This window comes from Microbacterium trichothecenolyticum, assembly GCF_030818955.1.
Lineage (GTDB): Bacteria > Actinomycetota > Actinomycetes > Actinomycetales > Microbacteriaceae > Microbacterium > Microbacterium trichothecenolyticum_B.
In genome coordinates this window covers 2,174,986-2,197,302 of the sequence record NZ_JAUTBF010000001.1, presented here as the reverse complement: position 1 = coordinate 2,197,302, position 22,317 = coordinate 2,174,986, and the positions used below count along the sequence as shown (strand labels likewise).

16 protein-coding genes and 1 pseudogene are annotated in these 22,317 nt (G+C 71.0%); 10 read left to right on the top strand and 7 right to left on the bottom strand.

The features are described 5' to 3' along the window. Window positions 1–160: 160 nt before the first annotated feature. Together QE412_RS10500 and QE412_RS10495 are read right to left on the bottom strand one after the other, a co-directional pair. The gene (locus QE412_RS10500) at window positions 161–2,668 is read right to left on the bottom strand and encodes a family 78 glycoside hydrolase catalytic domain (protein WP_307483218.1); all 2,508 of its coding nucleotides are present in this window, start codon (window positions 2,666–2,668) and stop codon (window positions 161–163) included. After that, window positions 2,665–3,975, bottom strand: coding sequence for a DUF3863 domain-containing protein (locus tag QE412_RS10495; RefSeq protein ID WP_307483216.1), 1,311 nt, complete (start codon window positions 3,973–3,975; stop codon window positions 2,665–2,667). Before QE412_RS10495 ends, QE412_RS10500 begins: the two co-directional genes overlap by 4 nt. A gap of 177 nt (window positions 3,976–4,152) precedes the next feature. On the opposite strand from QE412_RS10495, the gene QE412_RS10490 reads away from it, so the two are divergent. From QE412_RS10490 to QE412_RS10455, 8 genes are all read left to right on the top strand, one after another. Beyond that, window positions 4,153–5,415: an ABC transporter substrate-binding protein gene (locus QE412_RS10490; protein WP_307483214.1), complete on the top strand. Its 1,263-nt coding sequence runs from the start codon at window positions 4,153–4,155 to the stop codon at window positions 5,413–5,415. A 66-nt stretch (window positions 5,416–5,481) separates the two neighbouring features. Beyond that, complete coding sequence (locus tag QE412_RS10485; RefSeq protein ID WP_307483212.1) at window positions 5,482–6,747, top strand: ABC transporter substrate-binding protein; 1,266 nt, start codon at window positions 5,482–5,484, stop codon at window positions 6,745–6,747. 274 nt (window positions 6,748–7,021) lie between these two features. Further along, window positions 7,022–9,091: a DUF6259 domain-containing protein gene (locus QE412_RS10480; protein ID WP_307483209.1), complete on the top strand. Its 2,070-nt coding sequence runs from the start codon at window positions 7,022–7,024 to the stop codon at window positions 9,089–9,091. Beyond that, window positions 9,088–10,077 (top strand): carbohydrate ABC transporter permease, encoded by a 990-nt coding sequence (locus tag QE412_RS10475; RefSeq protein ID WP_307483206.1) that lies wholly within the window; start codon window positions 9,088–9,090, stop codon window positions 10,075–10,077. The genes QE412_RS10480 and QE412_RS10475 overlap by 4 nt, the downstream gene beginning before the upstream one ends. After that, on the top strand, window positions 10,074–10,934 hold the full coding sequence (locus tag QE412_RS10470) for a carbohydrate ABC transporter permease (protein WP_307483203.1): 861 nt from the start codon (window positions 10,074–10,076) through the stop codon (window positions 10,932–10,934). The genes QE412_RS10475 and QE412_RS10470 overlap by 4 nt, the downstream gene beginning before the upstream one ends. Before the next feature lie 4 nt (window positions 10,935–10,938). Next, window positions 10,939–13,734 carry a beta-mannosidase gene (locus tag QE412_RS10465; protein WP_307483200.1) on the top strand — a complete coding sequence of 932 codons (2,796 nt, stop codon included), beginning with the start codon at window positions 10,939–10,941 and terminating at the stop codon, window positions 13,732–13,734. Beyond that, a complete protein-coding gene (locus tag QE412_RS10460; RefSeq protein WP_307483198.1) occupies window positions 13,731–14,441 on the top strand; it encodes a Type 1 glutamine amidotransferase-like domain-containing protein in 711 nt (236 codons plus the stop codon). The genes QE412_RS10465 and QE412_RS10460 overlap by 4 nt, the downstream gene beginning before the upstream one ends. A 266-nt stretch (window positions 14,442–14,707) precedes the next feature. Further along, window positions 14,708–15,280 (top strand): DNA-3-methyladenine glycosylase I, encoded by a 573-nt coding sequence (locus QE412_RS10455; protein ID WP_307483195.1) that lies wholly within the window; start codon window positions 14,708–14,710, stop codon window positions 15,278–15,280. A gap of 3 nt (window positions 15,281–15,283) precedes the next feature. On the opposite strand, the gene QE412_RS10450 is transcribed toward QE412_RS10455, so the two are convergent. Further along, window positions 15,284–15,424: a hypothetical protein gene (locus tag QE412_RS10450; RefSeq protein WP_307483192.1), complete on the bottom strand. Its 141-nt coding sequence runs from the start codon at window positions 15,422–15,424 to the stop codon at window positions 15,284–15,286. A 245-nt stretch (window positions 15,425–15,669) separates the two neighbouring features. Between QE412_RS10450 and QE412_RS10445 the strand changes: the two genes are divergently transcribed. Together QE412_RS10445 and QE412_RS10440 are read left to right on the top strand one after the other, a co-directional pair. Further along, window positions 15,670–17,220 carry a DEAD/DEAH box helicase gene (locus QE412_RS10445; RefSeq protein ID WP_307483189.1) on the top strand — a complete coding sequence of 517 codons (1,551 nt, stop codon included), beginning with the start codon at window positions 15,670–15,672 and terminating at the stop codon, window positions 17,218–17,220. Between the two features lie 191 nt (window positions 17,221–17,411). Further along, entirely contained in the window at window positions 17,412–17,807 is a 396-nt protein-coding gene (locus QE412_RS10440) for a nuclear transport factor 2 family protein (RefSeq protein WP_307483186.1), read from the top strand. 89 nt (window positions 17,808–17,896) lie between these two features. Here the strand turns inward: QE412_RS10440 and QE412_RS10435 are convergent, their stop codons facing one another. From QE412_RS10435 to QE412_RS10420, 4 genes and pseudogenes are all read right to left on the bottom strand, one after another. Continuing rightward, entirely contained in the window at window positions 17,897–18,373 is a 477-nt protein-coding gene (locus QE412_RS10435) for a dehydrogenase (RefSeq protein ID WP_307483183.1), read from the bottom strand. 191 nt (window positions 18,374–18,564) lie between these two features. Continuing rightward, on the bottom strand, window positions 18,565–20,313 hold the full coding sequence (locus tag QE412_RS10430; protein WP_307483181.1) for a cation:proton antiporter: 1,749 nt from the start codon (window positions 20,311–20,313) through the stop codon (window positions 18,565–18,567). Window positions 20,314–20,384: 71 nt separating this feature from the next. Continuing rightward, window positions 20,385–21,627 (bottom strand): annotated as a pseudogene (locus QE412_RS10425) (kynureninase). Beyond that, window positions 21,617–22,132, bottom strand: coding sequence for a hypothetical protein (locus QE412_RS10420; protein ID WP_307483178.1), 516 nt, complete (start codon window positions 22,130–22,132; stop codon window positions 21,617–21,619). The pseudogene QE412_RS10425 and the gene QE412_RS10420 overlap by 11 nt, the downstream one beginning before the upstream one ends. Between the last annotated feature and the right edge of the window lie 185 nt (window positions 22,133–22,317).

Below are 22,317 nucleotides of genomic sequence, written 5' to 3'. Positions count from 1 at the left end.
GTCGGCGCGGCCGGCGCGGGCGGCGGGGTCGGCGGGGTCGGCGGGGGTGCGGCGCCGTCCCCGCACGCATAAACGCGATTCGCGCGCGGAAACGCGCTCTCCACGCGTTTATGCGCGTCGATCGCGTTTATGCGTGCGGGGCCCGGGACCGCCCCCGCCGCTACGCCAGCGTCACCCGCACCTCGTGACGCCCCGCGTCGACGCGCCGCCGCAGGCCCGGGAGCTCGATCTCGGCGCGGATGCCGGTCGGCACCTCGCACGAGAGAGCCACCTCTCCGCCCTCGACGCGCCAGGCCACCGACAGCTCGCCGTAGGGGGTGCGGACGGCGGCGGATGCCGACGACAGCTCGGTGCCGAGCACTTTCGGCGCGATGCGCGCCTCACGCCATCCCGGCGCGCCCGCCTCGAGCCCCGCGACATCGGCGTAGAACCAGTCCTCGATCGTGCCCAAGAAGTAGTGCCCGCGCGAGCGGGACTCCTCTTTCCAGTGCTCCCACAGCGACGTCGCTCCGCGTTCGATCCAGAACCCCCAACTGGGGAACGTCGTCTGCAGGGCGACCCCGACGGCGACGTCGGCGTGCCCCCACCGCGTCAGTTGCGGCAGCAGGTGTTTGGTCGCGAGCGCGCCCGTCGAGAGGTGGTGCCCGCGTTCCACGACGTCGCGCGCGAGCCGGTCGGCGGCGCGTTGGCGATCCGCGGCGGGCAGGATGCCGAACGCCAAGGCGAGCACGGTGTGCGCCTGGCGGTACCCGGCGTCGCCCGTGCCGCGGACCTCGGCCGCCTCGGCATCCCAGAACTCGCGCACGAACGCCGAACGCGAGGTCTCGGCCGCGGCCCGCCACGGGGCGGGGTCGTCGCCGAGCACCTCGGCGATGGCCGCTGCCGTGTCGCACATCGCGATCACGTAGGCCGTGGCCGCCACCCGGGTGTCTTCGGGGGCGTTGCCGCCGCCGGCGTCGGTCTCGGGGCTCACCCAGTCGCCCAGCGTGGTGTCGAACAGGCCCTCGACGCCGCGGTCCAGCTCGAAGCGCAGGTAGGCGCTCGCGTCGGGCCACACGTCGGCGAGTACGCGCTCGTCACCCCGTAGGCGGTACAGGTCCCACGGCACGAGCAGCAGCGCGGAGTGCCAGGTCGGAGCGGGCGACCAGTCCATGTGCCACCCACCGTGCGGGGCGATCACCTCGGGGGCACCCTCGCCGTGACGGGATGCCGCGATGTCGTCGACCCATTTCGCGAGCAGCTCGTGCACGTCGAGGTTCTGCAGCATCATCTCGGCGCCGACCATGCCGTCACCGGTCCACCCGTTCTTCTCGTACTTCGGGGTGTCGGTGGGGATGCCGTGCAGGTTGTTGAGGATCGTGCGCACGGTGAGCTCGTGCAGCGTGTTCAGCATCGGGGACGAGCACGCGAAGCGTCCGGTGCGCGGCGCTCGCGTGTGCACGACGCGCGCGCGCAGCACGGGCAGCGTCCGGGCGCGCACCTCGACGTGCTGGAAGCCGTGCCAGGTGAATCGGGGATGCCAGTGCAGCGGCCGATCCGCCAGGGTGACGCGGTCGGTCTGGAAGCGCCCGTCGAAGTACCCCTTCTCGTCGTCGGAGTTGGGCGTGCCGTCGGCGCGGAGCGATTCGCCGGAGCGCAGCTCGATCACGGCGCCGTCGTCGGGCTCGGCCTCGACCTCCGCCCAGCCGGCGATCACGCGCTCGAACGACACGACCCAGCGGCCGTCGTCGAGCGTGGTGATCGCGGTGGGCTCGAGAAGCTCGCCCTCGACGATCGGGGGCTGGCGTTGCGCGACGGGTCGACCGCGCGGGCCCTCCACCTCGCGTACCGGCATCCATCCCTCATCGTCGAAGGTCGCCGTGCTCCATCCCGGCTGCTCGCGGCGGGCGTCGTAGTCCTCGCCCGCGTAGAGGTCGTCGACAAGGGTGGGGCCGGCGGTCGTCCTCCAGTGGGGGCCGCTCGCGACGATGTGCTCCCCCCGGCCGTCGCGCAGGATCAGCAGCACCCGCGCACACGGCTCGTCGTGCCAGGGCGCGCTCTCCCAATCCCACGTGTTGCGGCCGAGCATGCCGTAGAACCCGCGGCCCAGCTCGACGCCGATCGCGTGACGGCCCGGCGTGAGCCGGTCGGTCACGTCGACGACGGTGTACTGCGTGGTGACGTCGTAATCGGTGAAGCCGGGGCCCAGCACGCTCTCGTCGGGCGCACGGCCGTCGAGCTCGACGCGAGCGAGACCGCCCGCGGCCACGACGAGGTAGGCCTCGGCGGGTTGTTCCTGCACGTCGAAGGTCGTGCGCAGCAACGGGGCGGCCACGCTGTCGGGCGGTCCCGCGACGAACGCTGCGCCTGGCCAGTCGTCGTCGAGAACGGCTGTGACGAAGCTGCCCGAGCCGACGGCTTCGCCCGCGGTGGTCGTGACCACGACGTCCCACGTGTAGCGCCGCAGGGGTGCCAGGGCGGGGCCGTCGTAGGGGATGTCGATGCTGTCCGCGGCATCCACTCGCCCGGTGGACCACACGACGCCGCCGGGGGAGTGCACCGTGAGCCGGTAGGCGAGCTGGTGCACGCCAGCGGTGTCGGCCTCGACGGTCCACCCGAACCGCGGCGCCGCCGGGACGCCGACCGGATCCACCGTGTGCTCGACCGTGAGGCCCGTCACCGCGATCACGATGCGACCTTCAGCGCGGCGAGCTCGGGCGCGTCGCGCCACGTGCGTTCGAGAGCCGCCTCGACGCCGGGGTGGGCGGCGAAGAAGCGGCCGACGGCGACGGGGCGGTCCTGCGGGCGGGTCTGCTTCTGGTTGATCTCGCCGAGCAGGCTCCAGCGCCGGTCGCCGAGCGTTCGCGGCTCGCCGGGTGCGTCGGCGTAGGCGGTGTAGTCGAACACCTCGACGTCGTCGCCGGTGTGCACCACCCCGAGGCGGAAGTCGGCGGTCATGAACCACGTCACCGTCTCGCCCGCCCGTGAGCCCTGCACGCCGCTGCCGCTCTGCTGCAGCAGGTAGGCGAGGCCCTCGTTGTCGGGGTGCCGCTCGCGCCACTCGTCGCCGAAGCGGCCGATCGTGGTGACCTGCAGATCGCTCCAACGCTGCTTCAGCCCGCCCAGCCAACCGGCCCACGCGTCGAGAGTCGTGGGGTCGTGGGCGAGCCCGCGCGCGACCTCGCTGATCTCGTAGTTCACGGTCAGCCAGCCGAGACCGTTTCGCGCGACGTTGCGGTCGTTCAAGTGCGCCTCGCTCGTGGCATCCAATTCCCGAAGGGCCTCGGCCCGGGGGAGGCGATGCAGCGTCTCGATGGGTCCGAGGCCGAGGCGCGAGTTGAACTGCGACGACATTCCGGCTCCGCGGGCGGCGACGAGGTCGACCGTCCATCCGTCGAGCTGCACGGCGTCGATGCGGTCTTCGCCGCGTCCGGGCACGAGGAAGTGGTCGCGCGAGGGGTAGTAGGGGTAGGCGAGTGAGCCGTCGCCGTCCTGCAGGTCGATGTCGAACTGGCTCCAGATGTTTCCCTGGACGGTACGGATGCCGAGATCGCGGGCGCGCGCGATGTTGTCGGCCGAGAGGAACCCGGCGACGAGCGAGGTGGTCGCGCGGTCGAAGTGGGTGTGCAGCAGATCGACGGCGTCGGAGATGTCGCGGGCGACCTCGTCGCGCGTGCCGTAGAGGTTCGCGAAGAACCCGCCGGGGACGAACGTGACGTCGTCGTCGTGGTCGGCCGCCAGTCGTGCGATCGTGCGGCGGATGTCGCGGTAGCGGGGGGAGTCGTCGGTGAGCGCGCCCCACGAGAGCGCCCAGGTCAGGGAGGCTCCCGGCACGGCGTTGCGCACCGCGTCGGAGAAACGCTCCACCAGCTCCGCGGAGTGCAGGTCGGTCTCGTCCTCCCAGAGGGAGCGGTCGCGAGTTGCCTCGATCTGGTGGCGTCGCACGATCGTGTTGACGGTCAATCGGCGGCCGATGGGCGTCGAGAGGGTGTTCATGGGGTCACCCTAACCACCGAACCGCCGCGATGCGTAGTCTTACTAGCAATTGAGGTGCTCTCGCCGAATATGTGGCAAGAAATGCTCGCGAAAGCTCATGAATTGTGTAGTATCGCTACCACAGCAACGCCGCGGTACGAAGCCGTCCGGCGATCAATGGAGATAAGGGGATTGGCCATGACGAAGTGGCTGAGGAACACCGCGACCGCCGTCGTCGCACTGACCGCGGTGGGGGCGCTGAGCGGGTGCGCGGGAGGCTCGAGCGGCGGCCCGACCGAGATCAGCTTCCTGATGTGGGGCGATGGCGGCGACACGCAGACCGCCTACGAAGACGTGATCACGAAGTTCGAAGAGGCCAACCCTGACATCACCGTCAACGCCGAGTTCTTCAACACCAACGACTACGACAACATCCTCAAGACGCGTCTGTCGGGTGGCGCCGGCCCCGACGTCTACGGCTTCGACCTCGGCAACATCGACAGCTTCGTCGCCGACGGCTTCGCCGCCGACCTCTCGGACGGGGGCGAGAGCTACCTGTCCAAGCTCACCCCGGAGGCGGCGAAAGACAGCCAGCGCGCGGGCGGCACCTACAATCTGCCGATCTCGCTCTCGGGCAACGGCATCATCTACAACAAGGCGCTGTTCGAGAAGGCGGGAATCTCGGCGCCGCCCACCACCTACAGCGAACTGCTCGCCGACGCGAAGAAGCTCTCGGATGCCGGTGTCATCCCATTCGCGATGAGCGCGCAGGACAACTGGTGGCCGCAGTTCATCGTGTACTACGCCCTGGCGGAGCACGGAGCCAACGAGGAGCTCGGCGAGCAGATGGCCGCGGGTGAGACGACGTTCTCGCAGAGCGACGCGTGGGCCGAGTCGCTCGACGTCGTGCGCGACCTGACGCCGTATTACATGCCGAACCCGGTGGGTACGAGCCAGACCGCGGCGCAGTCGGCGTTCCTCGGTGGACAGGCCGCGATGTTCCCGGCGACCTGGATCCTCTCCGACGCCCGCGAGGCCGGTCTCGACCTCGGGTACATGAACTTCCCCACGGTGGACCAACCCTCGAACGACATCTGGGGCACCTACCAGGTGCGCTTCGGCGTCAACCCCGACAACGGCGATGCGAAGCTGGCCGCCTCGCAGAAGTTCCTCGACTTCTTCCTGCAGGACGACACCTACGGCGAGTTCTTGTCGAAGGTCAAGCTGTTCCCCACCACGACCGGGGTGCAGATCGGCGCCGACGTCGACCCGCTGTTCCCCGAGATGCAGCAGGCGTGGGAGGGCAAGACGTTCGTCGCGGCTTTCTCGCCCACCGACCCCAGCATCCAGGACTCGTTGCTGGTGGGTCTGCAGAACATCATCAGCGGGCAGAAGAGCACCGAGCAGGTGCTCGCTGACCTCGACGCGGCCCTCGAGCAGTACCGAGCGAACAACCGCTGACACCGCCGAACGCCCCGCTCCGCGTCGTCGCGGGGCGGGGCGTCGCCTTGAGAGAACGGATCCCCCATGCGCCGACGTACCGCCACCACCCTCGCGGCCGCGACCACCCTGACCGCCCTCGCTCTGGCATCCCTCACCGGGTGCGGCTCCTCGGCCGGAGGCGACACCAGCCTCAGCTTCCTCATGTGGGGCGACGGCGGCGACACCCAGAAGGCCTATGAGAAGGTCATCGAGGCGTTCGAGGCTGAGAACCCCGGCGTGACCGTCAACGCCGAGTTCGTCAACACCAACGACTACGACAACGTGCTCAAGACGCGCCTGTCGGGCGGGGCCGGGCCCGACGTGTACGGCTTCGACCCCAAGAACATCGACGACTTCGTGCGTGACGGCTTTGCGACCGACCTGTCGGGTGCGGAGTTCTTCGGCCGGCTCGACGATGCGGCAGCGCAGGAGGCCCGTCGCGGAGCGGAGGGAGATGCCGCCTACTCGGTACCCATCTCGCAGTCGGGCAACGGCATCGTCTACAACGCCGCCCTCTTCGCGCAGGCCGGCATCACCGAGGTCCCGCGTACCTACGACGAGCTGAAGCAGGTGGCGCAGCGCCTGAAGGATGCCGGCATCACCCCGTTCGCGATGAGCGCGCAAGACAGCTGGTGGCCGCAGTTCATCGCCTACTACGCGATGGCGCAGCATGTCTTCCCCGACGATCCCGACGCGATCGACGAACTGCTCGACGGGGAGCGGACTTTCGCCGACACGCCGGGGTACGCGCAGGCGCTCGAGGTCGTGAAGGACCTGGTGCCGTACTACATGCCCGACCCCCTGGGGACGAACCAGTCGGCGGCGAAGTCGGCCTTCCTCACCGGCCAGGCGGCGATGTTCCCGGCGACGTGGATCCTCTCCGACGCGCGGGCGGCCGGGGTGGAGCCGGGGTACATGAACTTCCCGACCGTCGACGCCGACGTGCCCGACATGTGGGGGAGCTACCTCGTGGCGTGGGGCGTCAACCCCGGCAATGACCGGGTCGACGCGGCGGAGCGCTTCATCGACTTCTTCTTCCAAGACGAGGTCTACACCGAATTCCTCACGTCGGTGAAGGCGTTCCCCACCACCACCGGGATCGACGTGACGGCGAACGATCCGCTCTTCCCCGACATGGTCGCGGCGTGGGAGGGCAAGACCTTCCGCCCCGTGGTGATCCCCGCGCACCCGCAGCTGCAGGAGACGCTCCTGGTCGGGATGCAGAACCTCATCGCCGGGCGCACGGACGTAGGCGAAGTCATCGGCGAGCTCGACGCCGCGCTCGAGGAGATCCGCGCGAACGCCGGCTGACGTCGGACGCCCGGCGTCCCTGCGCATGAACTGACGGTTTGGGGCGCGAAACGTGCATCTGGGGCGGGTATCGCCCGCCCCGAATGCACATTCTCCGCCCCAAACCGTGGCGCGGCTCAGGCGGGGATCGCGTGCCGCATGCCTCGGGGCCGCCCAGCGATGCGGGTAGCTGGGCTACGGGCCAGGTGCGATCCACGCCGCAAGTGAAACGATTTAGACGCATTACGCGCATAAGTATGTAGTATGGCTACACAACGAGAACGAGGATGTGCTTGTGACCTCCGATTTGACGATCGCCGACGATCGCATCGCGGTGACTTTCGACCCCGTCAGCGGGGGAATCGTGCGCTTCGTCGCGGACGAGACGGGCCTCACGAGGGGGGATGCCGCGGGAGCGTCGCTCTTCGTCGTCGAGGTCCCGCGCGGGGGCGATCGCACCGTCGTGATCGAGACGTCCGCGCAGACCCTCTCGCACGCCGAGCTCGATGGCCGCCACGCGGTGCGACTCGTCTGGCGTGACCCCGTCGCCTCGAACGGCGAGCGTCTGGGCGGCGAGATCGCGGTGGGCGCCCGGATCGTCGACGGCTCGGTGCGCCTGAGCCTGTCGTTCCACCTCGACGAGGGCGGCGTCGAAGCCGTCCGTTTTCCGTCGCTGCGCGGCATCCGGCCCTCCGAGGGTCCGCTCGAGCTGCGGGGCGTGGATTACTCCACGGGCACGCGCGTCTCGCTGCTGCCCGTGTTCGACTCGAACGCGCCGTACTGGGGCACCACGTTCCCCGACTACGCCAGCGGCAATCTGCGTCCCGAGCTCGTGGGCACACCCACCTCTCCGTTCGTCGTCCTCGCCGGTGCGCGGGGCGGGTTCACCGTGCAGCCCACCGAGCGGACGCTGCAGTTCATCGGGTGGCGCGCGAGCCTCGAGCCCGGCTTCGCCGACAGCCTGCTGCGCCGCGCGGGCGACGACGCGGCCGTCACGCTGGATGCCATCCACTTCCCCTCCGGCGACGGCACCGGAGCGACCCTCCCCGACATGGATGTCGTGCCTTTCGCCGGCACCTGGGAGCGCGGCCTTGCCGCGTATCTGCCGACGCAGGAGTCCACGCGCCGCTCCCGGGCGGCCTGGCTCGACGAACCGCGCTCGTGGCTCCAGGTGCAGCTGATGTCGACGGAGGGCGAGCCCCGCTACGACTTCGACGCACTCGTCGACATCATCGAGGAGTGCGCCCGGGAGGGGATCGGCGCGATCCAGATCGTGGGATGGAACGAGGGCGGGCAAGACGGTCTCGTGCCGCAGCACCGGCCCGCCGCGAAGCTCGGCGGGGAGGAAGGGCTGCGCCGGGCGCTTGATCGCGCCCGCGAGCTCGACGTCGCGACCGTGCTCTATGTGAAGTACGTCTGGGTCGAGAAGCCCGGCCCCCTGTGGGACGATCTCGAGCCCTTCGTCTCGCGCGACGCGAACGGCCAGCCCTACGCGCAGCCCGGGCCGGTCTATCACTCGTCCCGGAAGCGCTACGGCATCGCCACCCCCTGGTACGTGCCGCTGTGCTTCGGCGTCGAGGCGCTGCGACGACGCTTCGCCGACGAGGTCGTGCAGCTGGCGGACTGGGGAGCGGATGGCATCCTGGCCGACGAGTCGCTGTACCACGGGCGTGCTCTGCTGTGCTTCGCCGACGACCACGGGCACGAGGTGGGCGCGAGCGCCTTTTCGTGGGACGACGCCTTCGTCGACGACATTCGCGCGGCTCTCGGGGAGCGCGGCGAGAGCTTCGTCATCGCGGCCGAGGGGGCGTACGACGACCAGTTCGCGCACTACGACGTGTCGTACTTCCGTAGCGCCTCGCCCTCGCACCGCCCGCTCGGGCGCATGCTGCGCCCCGACGCCCGCATCGTCACGGCCCTGACCGGGTTCGACGACCGCTCGATGATCGCGCAGTGCCTGCTGTACGGCTACGCCCTGAGCCTCGAGCCGTACAACTTCAAGGGACGCCCGGGCGACATGCCCGCCACGGTGGCCCTCGCGCGACAGGCGGATGCCCTTCGCGCTCGCCATCGCGACGTGCTCTGGAACGGCCGGCTCATCGTCGACCACGGGGTGCGCGCCCATCGACCCGACGGCTCGGTGCACGACCTCCTCACCGTGTGGGAGGGCGCCGACGGCGCCCGCGCGGTCGTGGTGGCCACGTACGACGACGAGCCCCTGTCGCTCCGACTCACCGGCCTCGACGCGGGTGAGACCGACGACCTCGACGGGCTCCGCTCCCGCATCACGGACGGACGCATCGACGTGTCCGCCCGAGGAGTGAGCGTCGTCATCCCCTCTTCCGACCCGATTGGACCGCAATGAGCAGCACACGCGTCGAAGACCCGCGGGTCCTCGCCCTCGACGACCCCACCGCGACACAGGCGTTGACGACGCACTCGCTGAAGGCGCGCCTGTGGACCGGGCGGTCGTCGACGGGAAAGTTCTGGATCGCCGTCGCTCCCGCGCTCGTGCTCTACGCCGTGTTCACGGTGTACCCCATGGGGCAGGTGATCGTCGCCAGCTTCACCGATGCCCGCGGCTTCAACCGCGCGTGGGAGTTCGTGGGGGCCGACAACTTCGTCCGCATCTTCTCGGGCGACCCGGTGCTCATGGAAGCCATCGGCAACACCGCGATCTACGGGTTCTTCAAGATCGTCGTGCAGACGATCCTGGCGTTCCTCATCGCCGTGCTGCTGCACCGTCAGCTGCGGCTCGGCAACATCTACCGTGCGATCTTCTTCGCGCCGATGGTCATCTCGCCGGTGGCGATCGTGTTCACGTGGAGCTTCATGTACGACCCCACCACGGGCACGTTCAACACGCTGCTGCGCAGCATCGGGCTCGGGGGCCTCGCGCAGGACTGGCTCGGCAACTACGACCTCGCGCTCTACAGCGTGATCCTCGTCGACCTGTGGAGCGGGCTCGGATTCAACGTCGTGATCTTCCTCGCCGGCCTCTCGACCATTCCGGGCGAGATCCTCGAGGCGGCGAAGGTCGACGGCGCGCGCGGCTGGAAGGCGATGCGCTTCATCACGATCCCGCTCATGCTGCCCTCGATCGGCCTGGTGCTCGTGCTCTCGATCAACGGTGCCCTCCGCGCGTTCGACACCGTGTACCTGATGACGAGGGGCGGGCCGGGCAATTCGACGCAGCTCTATATGACGCAGGTCTTCCAGGAGGGTCTGGTGAACAACAACTTCGGCTACGCGTCGGCCATGGCCGTGCTCGTGCTGATCGTGCTGATCGCGATCGCCGCGGTGCAGAACAAGCTGAACAACCGCGTCGCCGACGAGGAGGGCAACCGATGAGCACCCACGTGAACACCCGGACGACGTCGCGGTCGGCGCTGCGCCTGGCCCGTCGCATCCCGATCAACCTCCTGCTCATCGCGCTGAGCATCGTGATGATCTACCCCCTGGTCATCATCGTCATCACGGCGTTCAAGCCCAATCTCGAGGTGCTCACCAACCCCACGGGTCTGCCGATCGCGCCGACCTTCGACAACTTCGTCACCTCGTGGCAGGATGCCGGCTTCGCCAACCTCTTCTTCAACTCGGTGCTGCTGACGGTGACGAGCATGACCGTGGCGACGTTCGTGGCGGCGCTGGCGTCATACGCGATCGTGCGCCAGGCCACCCGCATCGGGTCGGGGATCTACCTGCTGCTGGCCGCGGGCATCTTCCTGCCCATGCAGCTCGCTCTCGTGCCGCAGTTCCGCGTCGTACGCGACCTGGGGCTCATCAACAACTACGTCGGCGTCATCCTGCTCTACATCGCGGGAGCCCTGCCCTTCGGCGTGTTCCTCATGGCGGCGTTCATGCGGCAGGTGCCCAAGGAGATCGTCGAGGCCGCGGTCATCGACGGCGCGGGCTACTTCACCCTGTTCCGCCGCATCTTCCTGCCGCTCGCGCGCCCCGCGATCGCGACGTTCTGGGTGCTGCAGGGCGTCGGGGTGTGGAACGACTACCTCGTGCCGCAGCTGCTGCTCACCGACCCGTCGAAGCGCACCCTGACCACGGGAGTGCTGTACTTCAAGGCCCAATACCTGGCCGACTGGGGCAACATCATGGCGGCCGTGCTCATCATGAGCCTGCCGATCCTGCTGCTGTTCGTCTTCGCGCAGCGCTTCTTCGTCAGCGGCCTGTACGCCGGGGCGGTGAAGTGAGGGGATGACCTCGCTCGACGACCGCGAGCGGGCGCGTTCGCTCGCCTCGCCGCTGTACGGCGACCGGTGGGTGCAGGAGCATGCGACGCTGCCCGTGCGCGAAGCGACGGTGGTGCGGCCCCGCGGCCTCGACGCGGCGGCGCCGGGCGGTGCGGCACGTCCAGGCGGCGCCTCGCCGGCCTCGGGTGCCGTGGTCACGGGTATCCCGGCCGCGGAGCGCGACGTGGTCTCGCTCGACGGGGAGTGGCTGCTCGCCGGCGCGCCCGTCGGCCGCGAGTTCGCGATCGAGCGCTGGTTCGCCGGTCCGCGCCCCGCGGACCCCGTCAGCTGGCACCGCCCCGACACCGACCGCTCGGGGTGGATGCCCGCCGCGGTTCCCGGCACGGTTCAGGCCGCCCTCACCGCCGCGGGTGAGATCCCCGACCCGCTGCTGCACGACCACACCTACGCCGAACTCGTCGAGCACGGCGTCCCGCGTGAGTGGCCGTGGCAGTTCCGGCGCACCCGCGTCGAGGAGCAGCAGTGGTGGTACGCGCGCCGCTTCGACGTTCCGGGCGCCTGGCGCGGGCAGCGCGTGCGCCTGGCGTTCGACGGCGTCGACGAGACGGCATCCTTCTGGGTCAACGGCGAACCGATCGCACGGCACTCGGGCATGTACGGCGGCCCCGAGATCGACGTGACCTCCCTCCTGCGCGGCGACGGCACGGACGAGGTCGTCGTGCGCATCGACCCGCCGCCGCGCGACTGGCACGGCGTCCTCAAGCCGTCGCCCGGCTGGGGCTGGCACTACGGCCACCTCATCTCGATGGGCATCTGGCGCAGCGTCCGCCTCGAACGCGTGCCCGACCTCGAGCTCGACGACCTGTTCGTCTCCACCGTGGCCGCGACCGAAGGGCATGCGCGCCTCCGCGTGCAGTGGGACCTGATCGCGCACACCGAGGGCGGTGCCGTCCGGACTCGCGTGCGCGTGCTCGACCCCGACGGCACGGTCGTCGCCGACGTCACGGCGGAGGCCGTGGCCTCCCCGGGCACGTCCCGGCACGCGGTCGAGGTCGATGTGCCGGACGCGCGGCTCTGGTGGCCGTTCGGCTACGGCGACCAGCCCCTGTACCGCGTCGAGGCGAGCGTGGAGGATTCCGCGCGGGCGGTGGCCGTCGGCATCCGCACCGTCGACATGCGCCCGCTCCCCGAGGTGTCGGGCGACGACGTCTACGATTGGCGCTTCGTCGTCAACGGCCGCGCGCTGTTCCTCAAGGGCGCGAACTGGTGCTTCACCGACCCCATGGCCCGCCGCGGCTTCGGAATCGACCGGCACCTGCTCGACCTGTGCGTCCGTGCGAACCTGCAGATGCTCCGCGCGTGGGGCGGCGGCACCGTCGAGAGCGACGCGTTCTACGACGAGTGCGATCGCCGCGGCATCCTCGTGCTGCAGGAGTTCCCCCTGAGCTTCGGACTGGATGCCACGGGCCGGACGCTCGCGACGGTCGACGAGCAGGCCTCGCGCATCGTGCGGCGGCTGCGGTCGCACCCCTCTCTCGTGATGTGGGGCGGGGGCAACGAGAACCCCGAGACGGTGTCGGGCGACGACCTGCTCACCGTCATCGGCACGCGCGTGCGGCAGTACGACCCGACGCGCCCCTTCCACCGCACCGACCCGTGGGGCGGCAGCGAGCACTACTACGGCGTCTACCACGAGGGCGAGCCCGTCGAGGCGTATGCGACGCACGTCCCGCCGGTGTTCGGCGAGTACGGTCTGTCGAGCCCGTGCGACCTCGACAGCATGGCGCGCTTCCTCGATCCGGCGCTGCTGGAGGAGTGGCCGCCGCCGGCGCACGGCGCGATCGTGCAGCACCAGGCGCAGTTCTCGCTCTTCGACCTGTTCAAGCAGGCGCGCTACGCCCACTACGGACCGCTCACCGACTGGGCGACGTTCGTGGAGTACGCGCAGCTCGCCCAGGGCGATGCCCTCCGCTTCGCCTCGGAACGCCTGCGCGCCCACGCGGGGGAGCGCACCGCGGCGTACTGGTTCTACAAGGTCGGCGAGGTCTTCCCCGGAGCGTCCTGGGCGATCGTCGACTATTACGGCCGCGCGAAGCTGTCGTACTACCGGGCGCGGCAGTTCGGTGCGCCCCGGTCGGCGTTCGCGGTGTACGACCGCACGTCGTTCGAGGCCGGGGAGGTGTTCTCGGCCGAGGTGCACGTCGCCAACGACACTCCCGCGGCCCTCGCCGCGACCGTCACAGCCCGCATCTACGACGCCCGGTTCGGCGTGATCGCCGAGCGCACGGCATCCGTCGATCTGGATGCCGACGCCCACGCCCTCGCGTTCACGCTCGAGGCCGAGGTGCCCGACGCCGGCCCGCTCGTGCTGGCGGTGTATCTGCGCGACGCGGACGGCCGCCGGATCTCGTCGGCCTGGTACGCGCTGAACGCGCAGCCGCGCAGCGCCGAGGTCGAAGCCCTCGAGGCCGAGCCGCTGGAGAGCCTCACCGAGCGGCCGATCGAGGAGCTGCTCGCGCCGTACCGGACCGGCCCGGCCCCGTTGAAGGAGCAGCCGCGGACGCGCCTCGAGGCCCGCTTCGGCGACGGGGGGCTGCACGTTCGCAACGTCGGTGAGGTCCCGGCACCGATCGTACTCGTCGACGGGTTCCCCACCGCCCCCGGGGCCTGGCTCGACGACAACGCCTTCGGGCTCGAGGCGGGGGAGGAGCGTCTGATCGCGTTCTCCCTGGCGGGGGCTTCGTGGCGTGAGCCCCGCGTGCGAGCGTGGAACGCGGATGCCGTGGCGGTGACGTCGTGACCTCGCCGCGCATCCTCGCGACCTGCGGCGGCTGGGTCGAGGCCTCGTGGGGCGACGTGGGCTTCGGCCCCCTGCTGCGCTTCGCGCTCGACCTGACGGGAGTCGAGGGGCGCCCGCGGGTGCTGTTCGTCAACACCGCCGGGGGAGATCAGCGCGTCGACGAGGGGCGCGAGCTCGCCGCGGCGATGGCGGCCGGGGTGGATGCCTCGCACCTGCGCCTCTTCGGACGCACCGCGCCCGACCTGGCCGAGGTCGTCGACGCGGCCGACCTCGTGTGGGTGGGCGGCGGGAGCGTCGCGAACCTGCTGCCGGTGTGGCGGACGCACGGTCTCGACACCGTGCTGCGCCGCGCGTGGGAGGGCGGGACACTGTTGGCCGGGACCTCCGCGGGGGCGATCTGCTGGCACGAGGGCGGCCCGACCTCGGGCTTCGGCGAGATCCGCACGATCACCGACGGCCTGGGCTTCATCCCCGGCTCGCTCGGGGTCCACTACGACTCGCAAGCCCAGCGGCGCCCGGCTCTGCACGCGGCGGTGGGGTCGGGGGCGCTCCCGGGCGGGTTCGGCCTCGACGAGGGCACGGGCGTGCTGTACGAGGGCTCCCGCGCCGTGGACGTCGTCACCGAGCTGCCCGGGGGCGCCGTCTACCGCGTCGACCGCGACGGCGACGGCGTGGTCGAGGAGGCCCTGCCGACGCGGCTGCTGTGATGCGGGGCGCGCGCGTCGAGAACAGGGGATCCGGCGAGAACAGGTCGATGTGCCGTGGGTGCGGCCTGTTCTGGTGGCATCCCCTGTCGTCGCCGTCGCCGTCGCCGTCGCAACCGCGGTGCCTGAGGCCGCGAGAACAGGGGATACGCCCGGAACAGGGCGGGAGCCCCGCGGGAGGGCCTGCTCTCGTGCGATCACCTGTTCTGGTGCCGCCGCCGCTCCGCAGTCGAGACACGGTGTCGGAGGTCGCCCCTAGCCTGAGGGGTATGAGCGACCTCACCACCGGTGCCGACGGCATCACCCGCTGCGCCTGGGCGGGATCCGACGCCGAGTACCAGCGCTACCACGACGAAGAGTGGGGCACCGAGCTGCGCGGCGACCGCCCGCTGTTCGAGAAGATGAGCCTCGAGGGCTTCCAGGCCGGCCTCGCCTGGATCACGATCCTGCGCAAGCGCCCGCGCTTTCGCGAGGTGTTCCACGGCTTCGAGCCGGCGACCGTCGCCGCGTTCGGCCCCGACGACGTCGAGCGGTTGCTTCAGGATGCCGGCATCATCCGCCACCGCGGAAAGATCGAGGCCGTGATCGGCAACGCGAAGATCGTCGCCGGCATGGCCGACGGCGAGTTCGACGAACTGATGTGGTCCTTCGCGCCCGCGACGCACGAGCCCCCGACCACGTTCGCCGAGGTGCCGGCGGTGACGCCGGAGTCCACGGCGATGAGCAAAGAGCTGCGTCGCCGCGGACTCCGCTTCGTGGGCCCCACCACGATGTACGCGCTCATGCAGTCCTCCGGCATGGTCGACGACCACGTGCGGGGGTGTTGGCGCGCGGCGGCGTGAGGCTCAGTCCTGCGCGCTCGCTGTCCCCGAAGGGGCGATCTGCGCTTCGAGCTCCCGGAGGCGGCGCAGCTTCGCCCACGGATAGAAGCCGATCCAGGCCACGGAGGCGATCGCGGCGCCCATGATCATCGAGGCGGTGTCCATGCGTCGACGCTACGGGGCCGCGAACCGCGGCGCCTCCGTCGGGCGACGGAGAACACCGCCCCACCCGCTAGACTGATGGCTGGAGCTTTCGCTCCGAGCGTCGTCGAACGCACCGGCCCCCTCTTCTCGGGCCTTTGACCTTCACGGCGAACGGATGCGCCACCCGGCGCCTTCGCCCATTGCAGCCGCAGCATCGCGGCATCCCGAACCGCCGTGCGCGCGTGCGCCGCGGCAGGAGTTATTTCATGACGTCCCAGACTTTCGCCGACCTCGGCGTACCCGCCCCCCTCATCGACGTTCTCGCCGCCCAGGGCAAGAACGAGCCCTTCCCGATCCAGGCCGACACCCTGCCCGACACCCTCGCCGGGCGAGACGTGCTCGGCCGCGGCAAGACGGGCTCGGGCAAGACCCTCGCCTTCTCGCTGCCGCTGGTCGCGCGCCTCGCGGCGAACACCGATCGTCGTCGTGGCCGCAAGCCCCGCGCGCTCGTGCTCGCCCCGACGCGCGAGCTGGCGAACCAGATCGACGAGGTCATCAAGCCCCTCGCCCAGCCCTTCGGTCTGGTGACCACCACCGTCTACGGCGGCGTGAACCAGAAGCGTCAGGTCGACGCGCTGAACGCCGGGGTCGACATCCTCGTCGCGTGCCCCGGTCGCCTCGAAGACCTCATCGGTCAGGGCTTCGCGAACCTCGGCGACGTCGAGATCACCGTGCTCGACGAGGCCGACCACATGGCCGACCTCGGCTTCCTCCCGGGCGTCACCCGCCTGCTCGCCCGCACGCCCGCCGACGGTCAGCGCCTGCTGTTCTCGGCGACGCTCGACAACGGCGTGGACAAGCTCGTCAAGCGGTTCCTCCGCAACGAGGTGCTGCACTCGGTCGACGAGGCGCACTCGCACGTCGCCGCGATGACCCACCACGTCTTCGCCCCGGCCGACGCTGACGCCAAGAAGGACCTCGTGCAGGCTCTCGCCTCGGGGACCGCCCGCCGCATCCTGTTCATGCGCACCAAGCACCAGGCCAAGAAGCTCGCGAAGCAGCTCACCGCGTCCGGCATCCCCGCCGTCGATCTGCACGGCAACCTGTCGCAGCCCGCGCGTGACCGCAACCTCGCCGCCTTCGGCGACGGCCGCGCGAAGGTGCTCGTCGCGACCGACGTCGCCGCCCGCGGCGTGCACGTCGATGGCGTCGAGCTGGTCGTGCACGTCGACCCGCCCGTCGAGCACAAGGCCTACCTGCACCGCTCGGGTCGCACCGCCCGCGCCGGCACCGCCGGTGACGTCGTCACGATCATGCTGCCCGAGCAGCGCCGCGACACCCTCGACATCCTGCGCAAGGCCAAGATCTCGGCCACTCCGACCGCGGTGACCCCGACGTCGCCCGAGGTCGTCGCGCTCGTCGGCGAGGTCGCCCCTTACGTCAAGCCCGAGCCGGTCGTCGCGCAGCCCCAGGGCGGCGGACGCTCGCAGGGCGCCAACGCGCAGCGCAAGCGCGCCGCCCGCGGTCAGGCTCAGGATGCCGCGGCCCCGGTCGCCGGTGGCGGTCGCCGTCGTCCCGGCCGCGGTGGCTCGGGCCAGTCGGCCGACGCTCCGGCCGCCGGTCGCGCCTCGCAGGGCGGCCGTGGTCAGGGCCAGCGCTCCGGCACCGGTCGCGGCCAGGGTACCGGCGGCGCACAGCGTGCCGGCTCCGGCGCCGCCCGTCCGCAGGGCGCGGGCCGCTCGGCATCCGGTGCTCCCACGACCGGCATGGTCGTCGGCGCGCGCAACCCGCGCACCAACCGTCGCGCTCAGGGCTGACCTCGTCTCCATCGGTGCCCTCGCGGATACGTCTGCGGGGGCACCGTCGTCATGGTCGCGGCGGGGCGCGGCAGATTCCCCGCCGGTGTGGGCCTGGCTGGCAGATCTGCGGCGGAAGCGACGAGGTCACGACGGGCAGAATGATGAGGCGGTCGGCCCACGACGGGCCGCCGCCGCCCGGAAGGACTTCGATGACCCCGTCTACGCTCGTGGAGCGTTACCTCACCGCGTTGGAGCACGCCGATCTCGAGGCCGTTCTCGCGCTGTTCGCCCCGTCCGCCCGCGTCTCGTCGCCGCTGTACGGTGAGCTCGCCGCCGCCGAGTTCTATCCGCTGCTCTTCGCCGACACGCAGTCGTCGCGCCTGACGCTGCGCAGCGTCATGCAGGATGCCGACGGCGGCCCCGTCGTCAGCTTCTGGTTCGACTTCGACTGGGTGCTCGCCGACGGCTCGCCCGCTCCCTTCACCGTGGTCGACGTCGCCGAGCTCGCCCCCGACGGGCGGATCGAGCGGTTGCACATCGTCTACGACACGGTGTCGGTGCGCGAGGCCTTCGACGCCCAGACGGCGGGCGATTCCCGTCCTTAGACGGCGCTCGCCCGCGCACGGGTGGACCAGGATGCCGCCTGAGGGGGCACCCGGACGTGGCCCGTCCGGCGCGGCGAACCGCCGACACCTCAGGGGTGCGTGCTGAGCGCGGCGTCGTGCAGATGACGGTCGCCGTGCGGAAGCACCTTGACCATGACGCCGCGACGACGCAGGTCGGCGACCGCGCGGGTCTCGTCTTCGCGTGTGAGGCCGAGGGCGTGGACGCTCGCGACGACAAGGACGTCGCCCCGGGTCAGGGTGCCGAAGAACCGGTCGAGCCGGGTCGCCCAGCCCTCGAGCGTCTCGGGAGCGGGGTGGCGGAAACCCTCGATCGGCACGCCGAAGCGGGTCAGGTCGTCGCGCTGCTGCTTGATGGTGGGCATGTCGGCGCGCGCCACGACGAGGCCGACGAGGCGGGAGCCGGCGGGGCGCGCACGCCACCAGTCCCGGTCGCTCTGCAACTCGGTGAAGCACTTCGGGCACTCGGCCGCTGCGTGCGCGAGCGGAACGGGGCTCGTCCCGGCGGCATCCGCGGGTGACGGCACCGTCGGGGTCGGATCACTCATGGGAAACCTCCGCCACCATTGTGCCGCATGCGCGCTGCGATACGGCGGGGGCAGCCATCCATCGTCATCCGATGGCGAGGCTTCCCACCGGCGACGCGAGCCCGTCGCGATGTGCGTGGCGACCTCGCTGTCGGTGCCGAGTCGTCCGGTCGCGTGCTCGTTACCGCGGATTCCGCGGAACCGCATGCGCCTCAGTCGTCCTGGCCGTCGTCGAGGCGCAGCTCGAGGCTGATCTGATCGGCGTCGAGCTCCGCCAGGGCGTGACGCAGGGCGGCGGTGCTGTACCGGCCATCGTGGCCCAGATCCTGCAATCGTCGGCGCATCGCCTCGAGCGAGGCCAGACGCAGTTCGAGCAGATCCCGCACCCGGTGCGTGGCCTCGTCGTCGGGCGGCTGCGCCAGTCGCGCTCCGGCGCGTTCGACGATGTCGGCGGGAAAGGCCTCGCCGTCGCGGCGCACCAGCGAGCCCGCTCGCAGGGCGTCGGTGGCCGCCGCCCTGAGCTCCGCGTCGAGCGACTGTTGCTCCTCGCGCGAGGGGCCCTCTCCGCCATCGCCGGCCAAACCGACCGCGCGAACGACGGCCGGCAGCGTGAGCCCCTGCAGCACCAGGCTGAACAGGGCGACGAGGAAAGCGACGAAGATGAGCAGTGGGCGCTGCGTGGTGTCCTCGGGCAGTGTCTGCGCGGCGGCGAGGGTGACGACCCCACGCATGCCGGCCCACACGATGACCGCGCCGTGCCGTGCCCCCAGCGGCGTGCCGCGGTAGTAGTCGAGATCGGCCATGGTGCGCGAGATCCGGCGCCGCATCCACCCGATGCGTCGCGCTGCCCGAGCCGGGTCGTCGCCGCGGCCGCGCGCGTCGATCGAGCCGTTTCGGTAGGCCTGTTCGAAGCGGTCGAGGCGCTGCTGCGCGTCTTCGATGCGTCCCTGATGCAGCCCCAGCCTGCGGCTGCGGCGCCCCTGCACCCAGACCAGACCCGCCACCCAGAGCCCGCGCACGACGAGCGTGATGCCGAGGGCCGACAGGGCCAGCCACGTGCCGTGCCAGAGCCCCTCGTGCTCACGCAGGTTGCTCGTGACGATGTCTTTCAGCTCGAGGCCGAACGCGAGGAAGACGCCGCCCTCGAGGATGAGCTCGATGGTGCGCCAGTTGAGTCGGTCGCTCATGCGCTGTTCGGGGGTGAAGCGCCGAGCTGCGCCCTGGCCGGTCACGATCCCCGCAACGACCGCCGCCACGAGCCCCGAGCCGCCGAGGTGCTCGGTCGGCAGGTACGCGATGAAGGGCACGGTGAAACTCAGCGCGGTGTTGGCGGCGGAGTTGATCACCCGCTCCCGCACGCGCAGGTTGACCCACCCGACGACCGCGCCCAGCACGAGGGCGACGACGACCGCCCACGCGAAGTTCGTCAGGGCATCGCCGAAGGCGAAACCGGATGCCACGGCGGCGACCGCCGTGCGCAGGAGCACCAGGGCCGTCGCGTCGTTCAGCAGGCTCTCGCCCTCGAGCATCGTCACCACACGCGGCGAGATGCCCAGGCGTTTGGCGATCGAGGTGGCCACGGCATCCGTGGGGCTCAGGATCGCGCCGAGGGCGATCGCGAGGGCGAGGCCGAGACCGGGGACGACCGCCCAGAAGAACAGCCCGAGCGCGAGCGAGCTGAGCACCACCAGCAGCACCGAGAGGCCGGCGATGGGGGCGAAATCGCGGCGGAACTCCACGGCCGGCAGCTGCACGGCCGCCGAGTACAGCAGAGGGGGCAGCACTCCCACGAGCAGTACCTCGGGGTCGAGCGTGAAGGCCGGCACGAACGGCAGCAGACTCACCCCGGCACCGATGGCCAGCAGAACGAGGGGGCCGGCGATGTTGAAGCGCGGCGCGATGACCGTTGCGAGGGCGACCACCACCACGCCCACGACGACGATGAGGAGCGGATCGATCACCGTTCGAGGCTAGCCCGCGGTGGTTCGAGGTCCCTCGGTCGTTTTCGTGAACCGACCGGGAGCCCGCTGGCTCAGGCCTCGGCGTGCACCGCTTCGGCGATGGCTCGCATGCCGGCGAGTGTCTCGGCGAAGCTCGTCGACAGGGGCGACAGTCCGATGCGCAGACCGTGCGGGTCGCGGTAGTCGGGGATCACGTCGCCCGCCCACAGCCGCGCGGTCACGGCGCGCATCGCCGGATGCGAGAGCGTCACGTGGCCGCCGCGCTCGGCGGGATCGCGTGGCGAGGCCAGCCGCACGCCCAGCGGATGCAGGATGCCGTCGGCCACGCGCAGCGCGAACTCGGTCAGCGCGACCGACTTCTCGCGCACCGCGGCGATACCGGCCGCCGCGAGCAGATCGAGCGTGTCCTGCATCGCCACCATCGCCAGCACCGGCGGTGTTCCCGACAGGAAACGGCGCATGCCGTCGGCCGGGCGGTACACGGGCCCCATCGAGAAGACGTCGGCCGCCCCCATCCACCCCTGCACCGGGCTGCGTGAGCGTCGCCTGATGCCGCGCGGCGACATAGGCGAACGCCGGCGACCCGGGCCCGCCGTTGAGGTACTTGTAGGTGCATCCCACGGCCAGGTCGGCGCCCCAGGCATCGAGTTCGACGGACACGGACCCGGCCGAATGGCACAGGTCCCACAGCACGAGCGCGCCGGCCTGGTGCGCGATGGCGGTGAGGCCGGGGCCGTCGGCGAGGAAGCCGGAGCGGTATGACACGTGACTCAGCAGCACCACCGCGGTGCGGGGACCCACGGCGGCGCGGAGCAGATCGGCATCCACTCCTCGCGCGGTGTCGACCTCGATCCACACGACTCGGGCGCCGCGCTCGGCGGCGATGCCCTCGACGAGGTAGCGGTCGGTGGGGAAATCGTCACGGCCCACGACGATCTCGACGCGCTCGGGGTCGAGGGCGGACTGCGCGTCGAGGGCCGCGCGCAGGAGCTTGTACAGCAGCACGGTCGTGGAGTCGCCGATCACGGTCTGACCGGCGGCCGCTCCGAGGGCCAGGCCGCCGATGCGATCGCCGATGAGGAAGGGGAGTTCCATCCAGTTCTCGTCCCAGCCGCGGATGAGGCGCCCGCCCCACTCCTCGGTGACGAAGCGCGACAGCCGCTCGGCCGTGGCGCGTGGCGGGCGGCCCAGTGAGTTGCCGTCGAAGTAGACGAGCGGTGTTTCTGCGCCGACGAACGCGGCGCGATGAGCGGCGAGCGGGTCGGCGGCGTCGAGCGCCGCTGCCTCTGCGTCGTACGCGTGTTCAGCCGGCACGGGCGAGCTCCTCGGTCGGGACGACGGCGGCGCGGCTCAGCCACGTCGGTACGTCGTCGGGGGAGGCGGGGGCGGCGCCCGCGATGAACGTCGACACGGTGTCCAACGGTGAGGCGGCCGGCCACGGGTCGGTGAGGGTGCTCACGAGTGCGTCGCCGTGGATGCCGGCCTCGTCAAGGGCGAGCAGTTCTCGACGGTTGACGCCGAGGGGCAGCGGACCGTTGCCGAGATCGGTGCCGTAGAGCACGCGTCCCCCGCGAGCGGCGAAGGCCCGCAGGTTGGCGATGGCCTGTGCCCGCGCGGCACCGCGGTGGATGTCGAGGGTCGAGATCCATACCTGGCCCGCCGCGACGGCTCGCGAGAGCAGGTGGCGTGACACCGGTGCGTCGAACGGGGTGTGTGCGAGTGCGGTGGCGCCGGCCTCGACCGCCCGCTCGACCTGACGCGCTCCCTGGGCGTGCGCGACGACGACCACACCTCGTGCACGATGGCGGCCGGCGCCCACGCCCGCCCTCGCGGGTGGCCACCGGGGGCCGTCAGGAACGCGCCGGCATACGCGACGCGCGGCAGACCCGCCGCGTGACGCGCGAGGGCTGCGGGGTCGCCTCCCAGATCGACCACCGCGGCGATGCCGCGGGACGGCAGCGCCGCGGCATCGATGAGATGCAGGTGCACGTGATGGTCGACGAA

Excerpts from the sequence above, each read along its gene's own strand:
- QE412_RS10495 (WP_307483216.1), bottom strand. The coding sequence starts at position 3,975 with ATGAACACCCTCTCGACGCCCATCGGCCGCCGATTGACCGTCAACACG.
- QE412_RS10490 (WP_307483214.1), top strand. The coding sequence starts at position 4,153 with ATGACGAAGTGGCTGAGGAACACCGCGACCGCCGTCGTCGCACTGACC.
- QE412_RS10485 (WP_307483212.1), top strand. The coding sequence starts at position 5,482 with ATGCGCCGACGTACCGCCACCACCCTCGCGGCCGCGACCACCCTGACC.
- QE412_RS10475 (WP_307483206.1), top strand. The coding sequence starts at position 9,088 with ATGAGCAGCACACGCGTCGAAGACCCGCGGGTCCTCGCCCTCGACGAC.
- QE412_RS10470 (WP_307483203.1), top strand. The coding sequence starts at position 10,074 with ATGAGCACCCACGTGAACACCCGGACGACGTCGCGGTCGGCGCTGCGC.
- QE412_RS10465 (WP_307483200.1), top strand. The coding sequence starts at position 10,939 with ATGACCTCGCTCGACGACCGCGAGCGGGCGCGTTCGCTCGCCTCGCCG.
- QE412_RS10455 (WP_307483195.1), top strand. The coding sequence starts at position 14,708 with ATGAGCGACCTCACCACCGGTGCCGACGGCATCACCCGCTGCGCCTGG.
- QE412_RS10450 (WP_307483192.1), bottom strand. The coding sequence starts at position 15,424 with ATGGACACCGCCTCGATGATCATGGGCGCCGCGATCGCCTCCGTGGCC.
- QE412_RS10445 (WP_307483189.1), top strand. The coding sequence starts at position 15,670 with ATGACGTCCCAGACTTTCGCCGACCTCGGCGTACCCGCCCCCCTCATC.
- QE412_RS10440 (WP_307483186.1), top strand. The coding sequence starts at position 17,412 with ATGACCCCGTCTACGCTCGTGGAGCGTTACCTCACCGCGTTGGAGCAC.
- QE412_RS10435 (WP_307483183.1), bottom strand. The coding sequence starts at position 18,373 with ATGAGTGATCCGACCCCGACGGTGCCGTCACCCGCGGATGCCGCCGGG.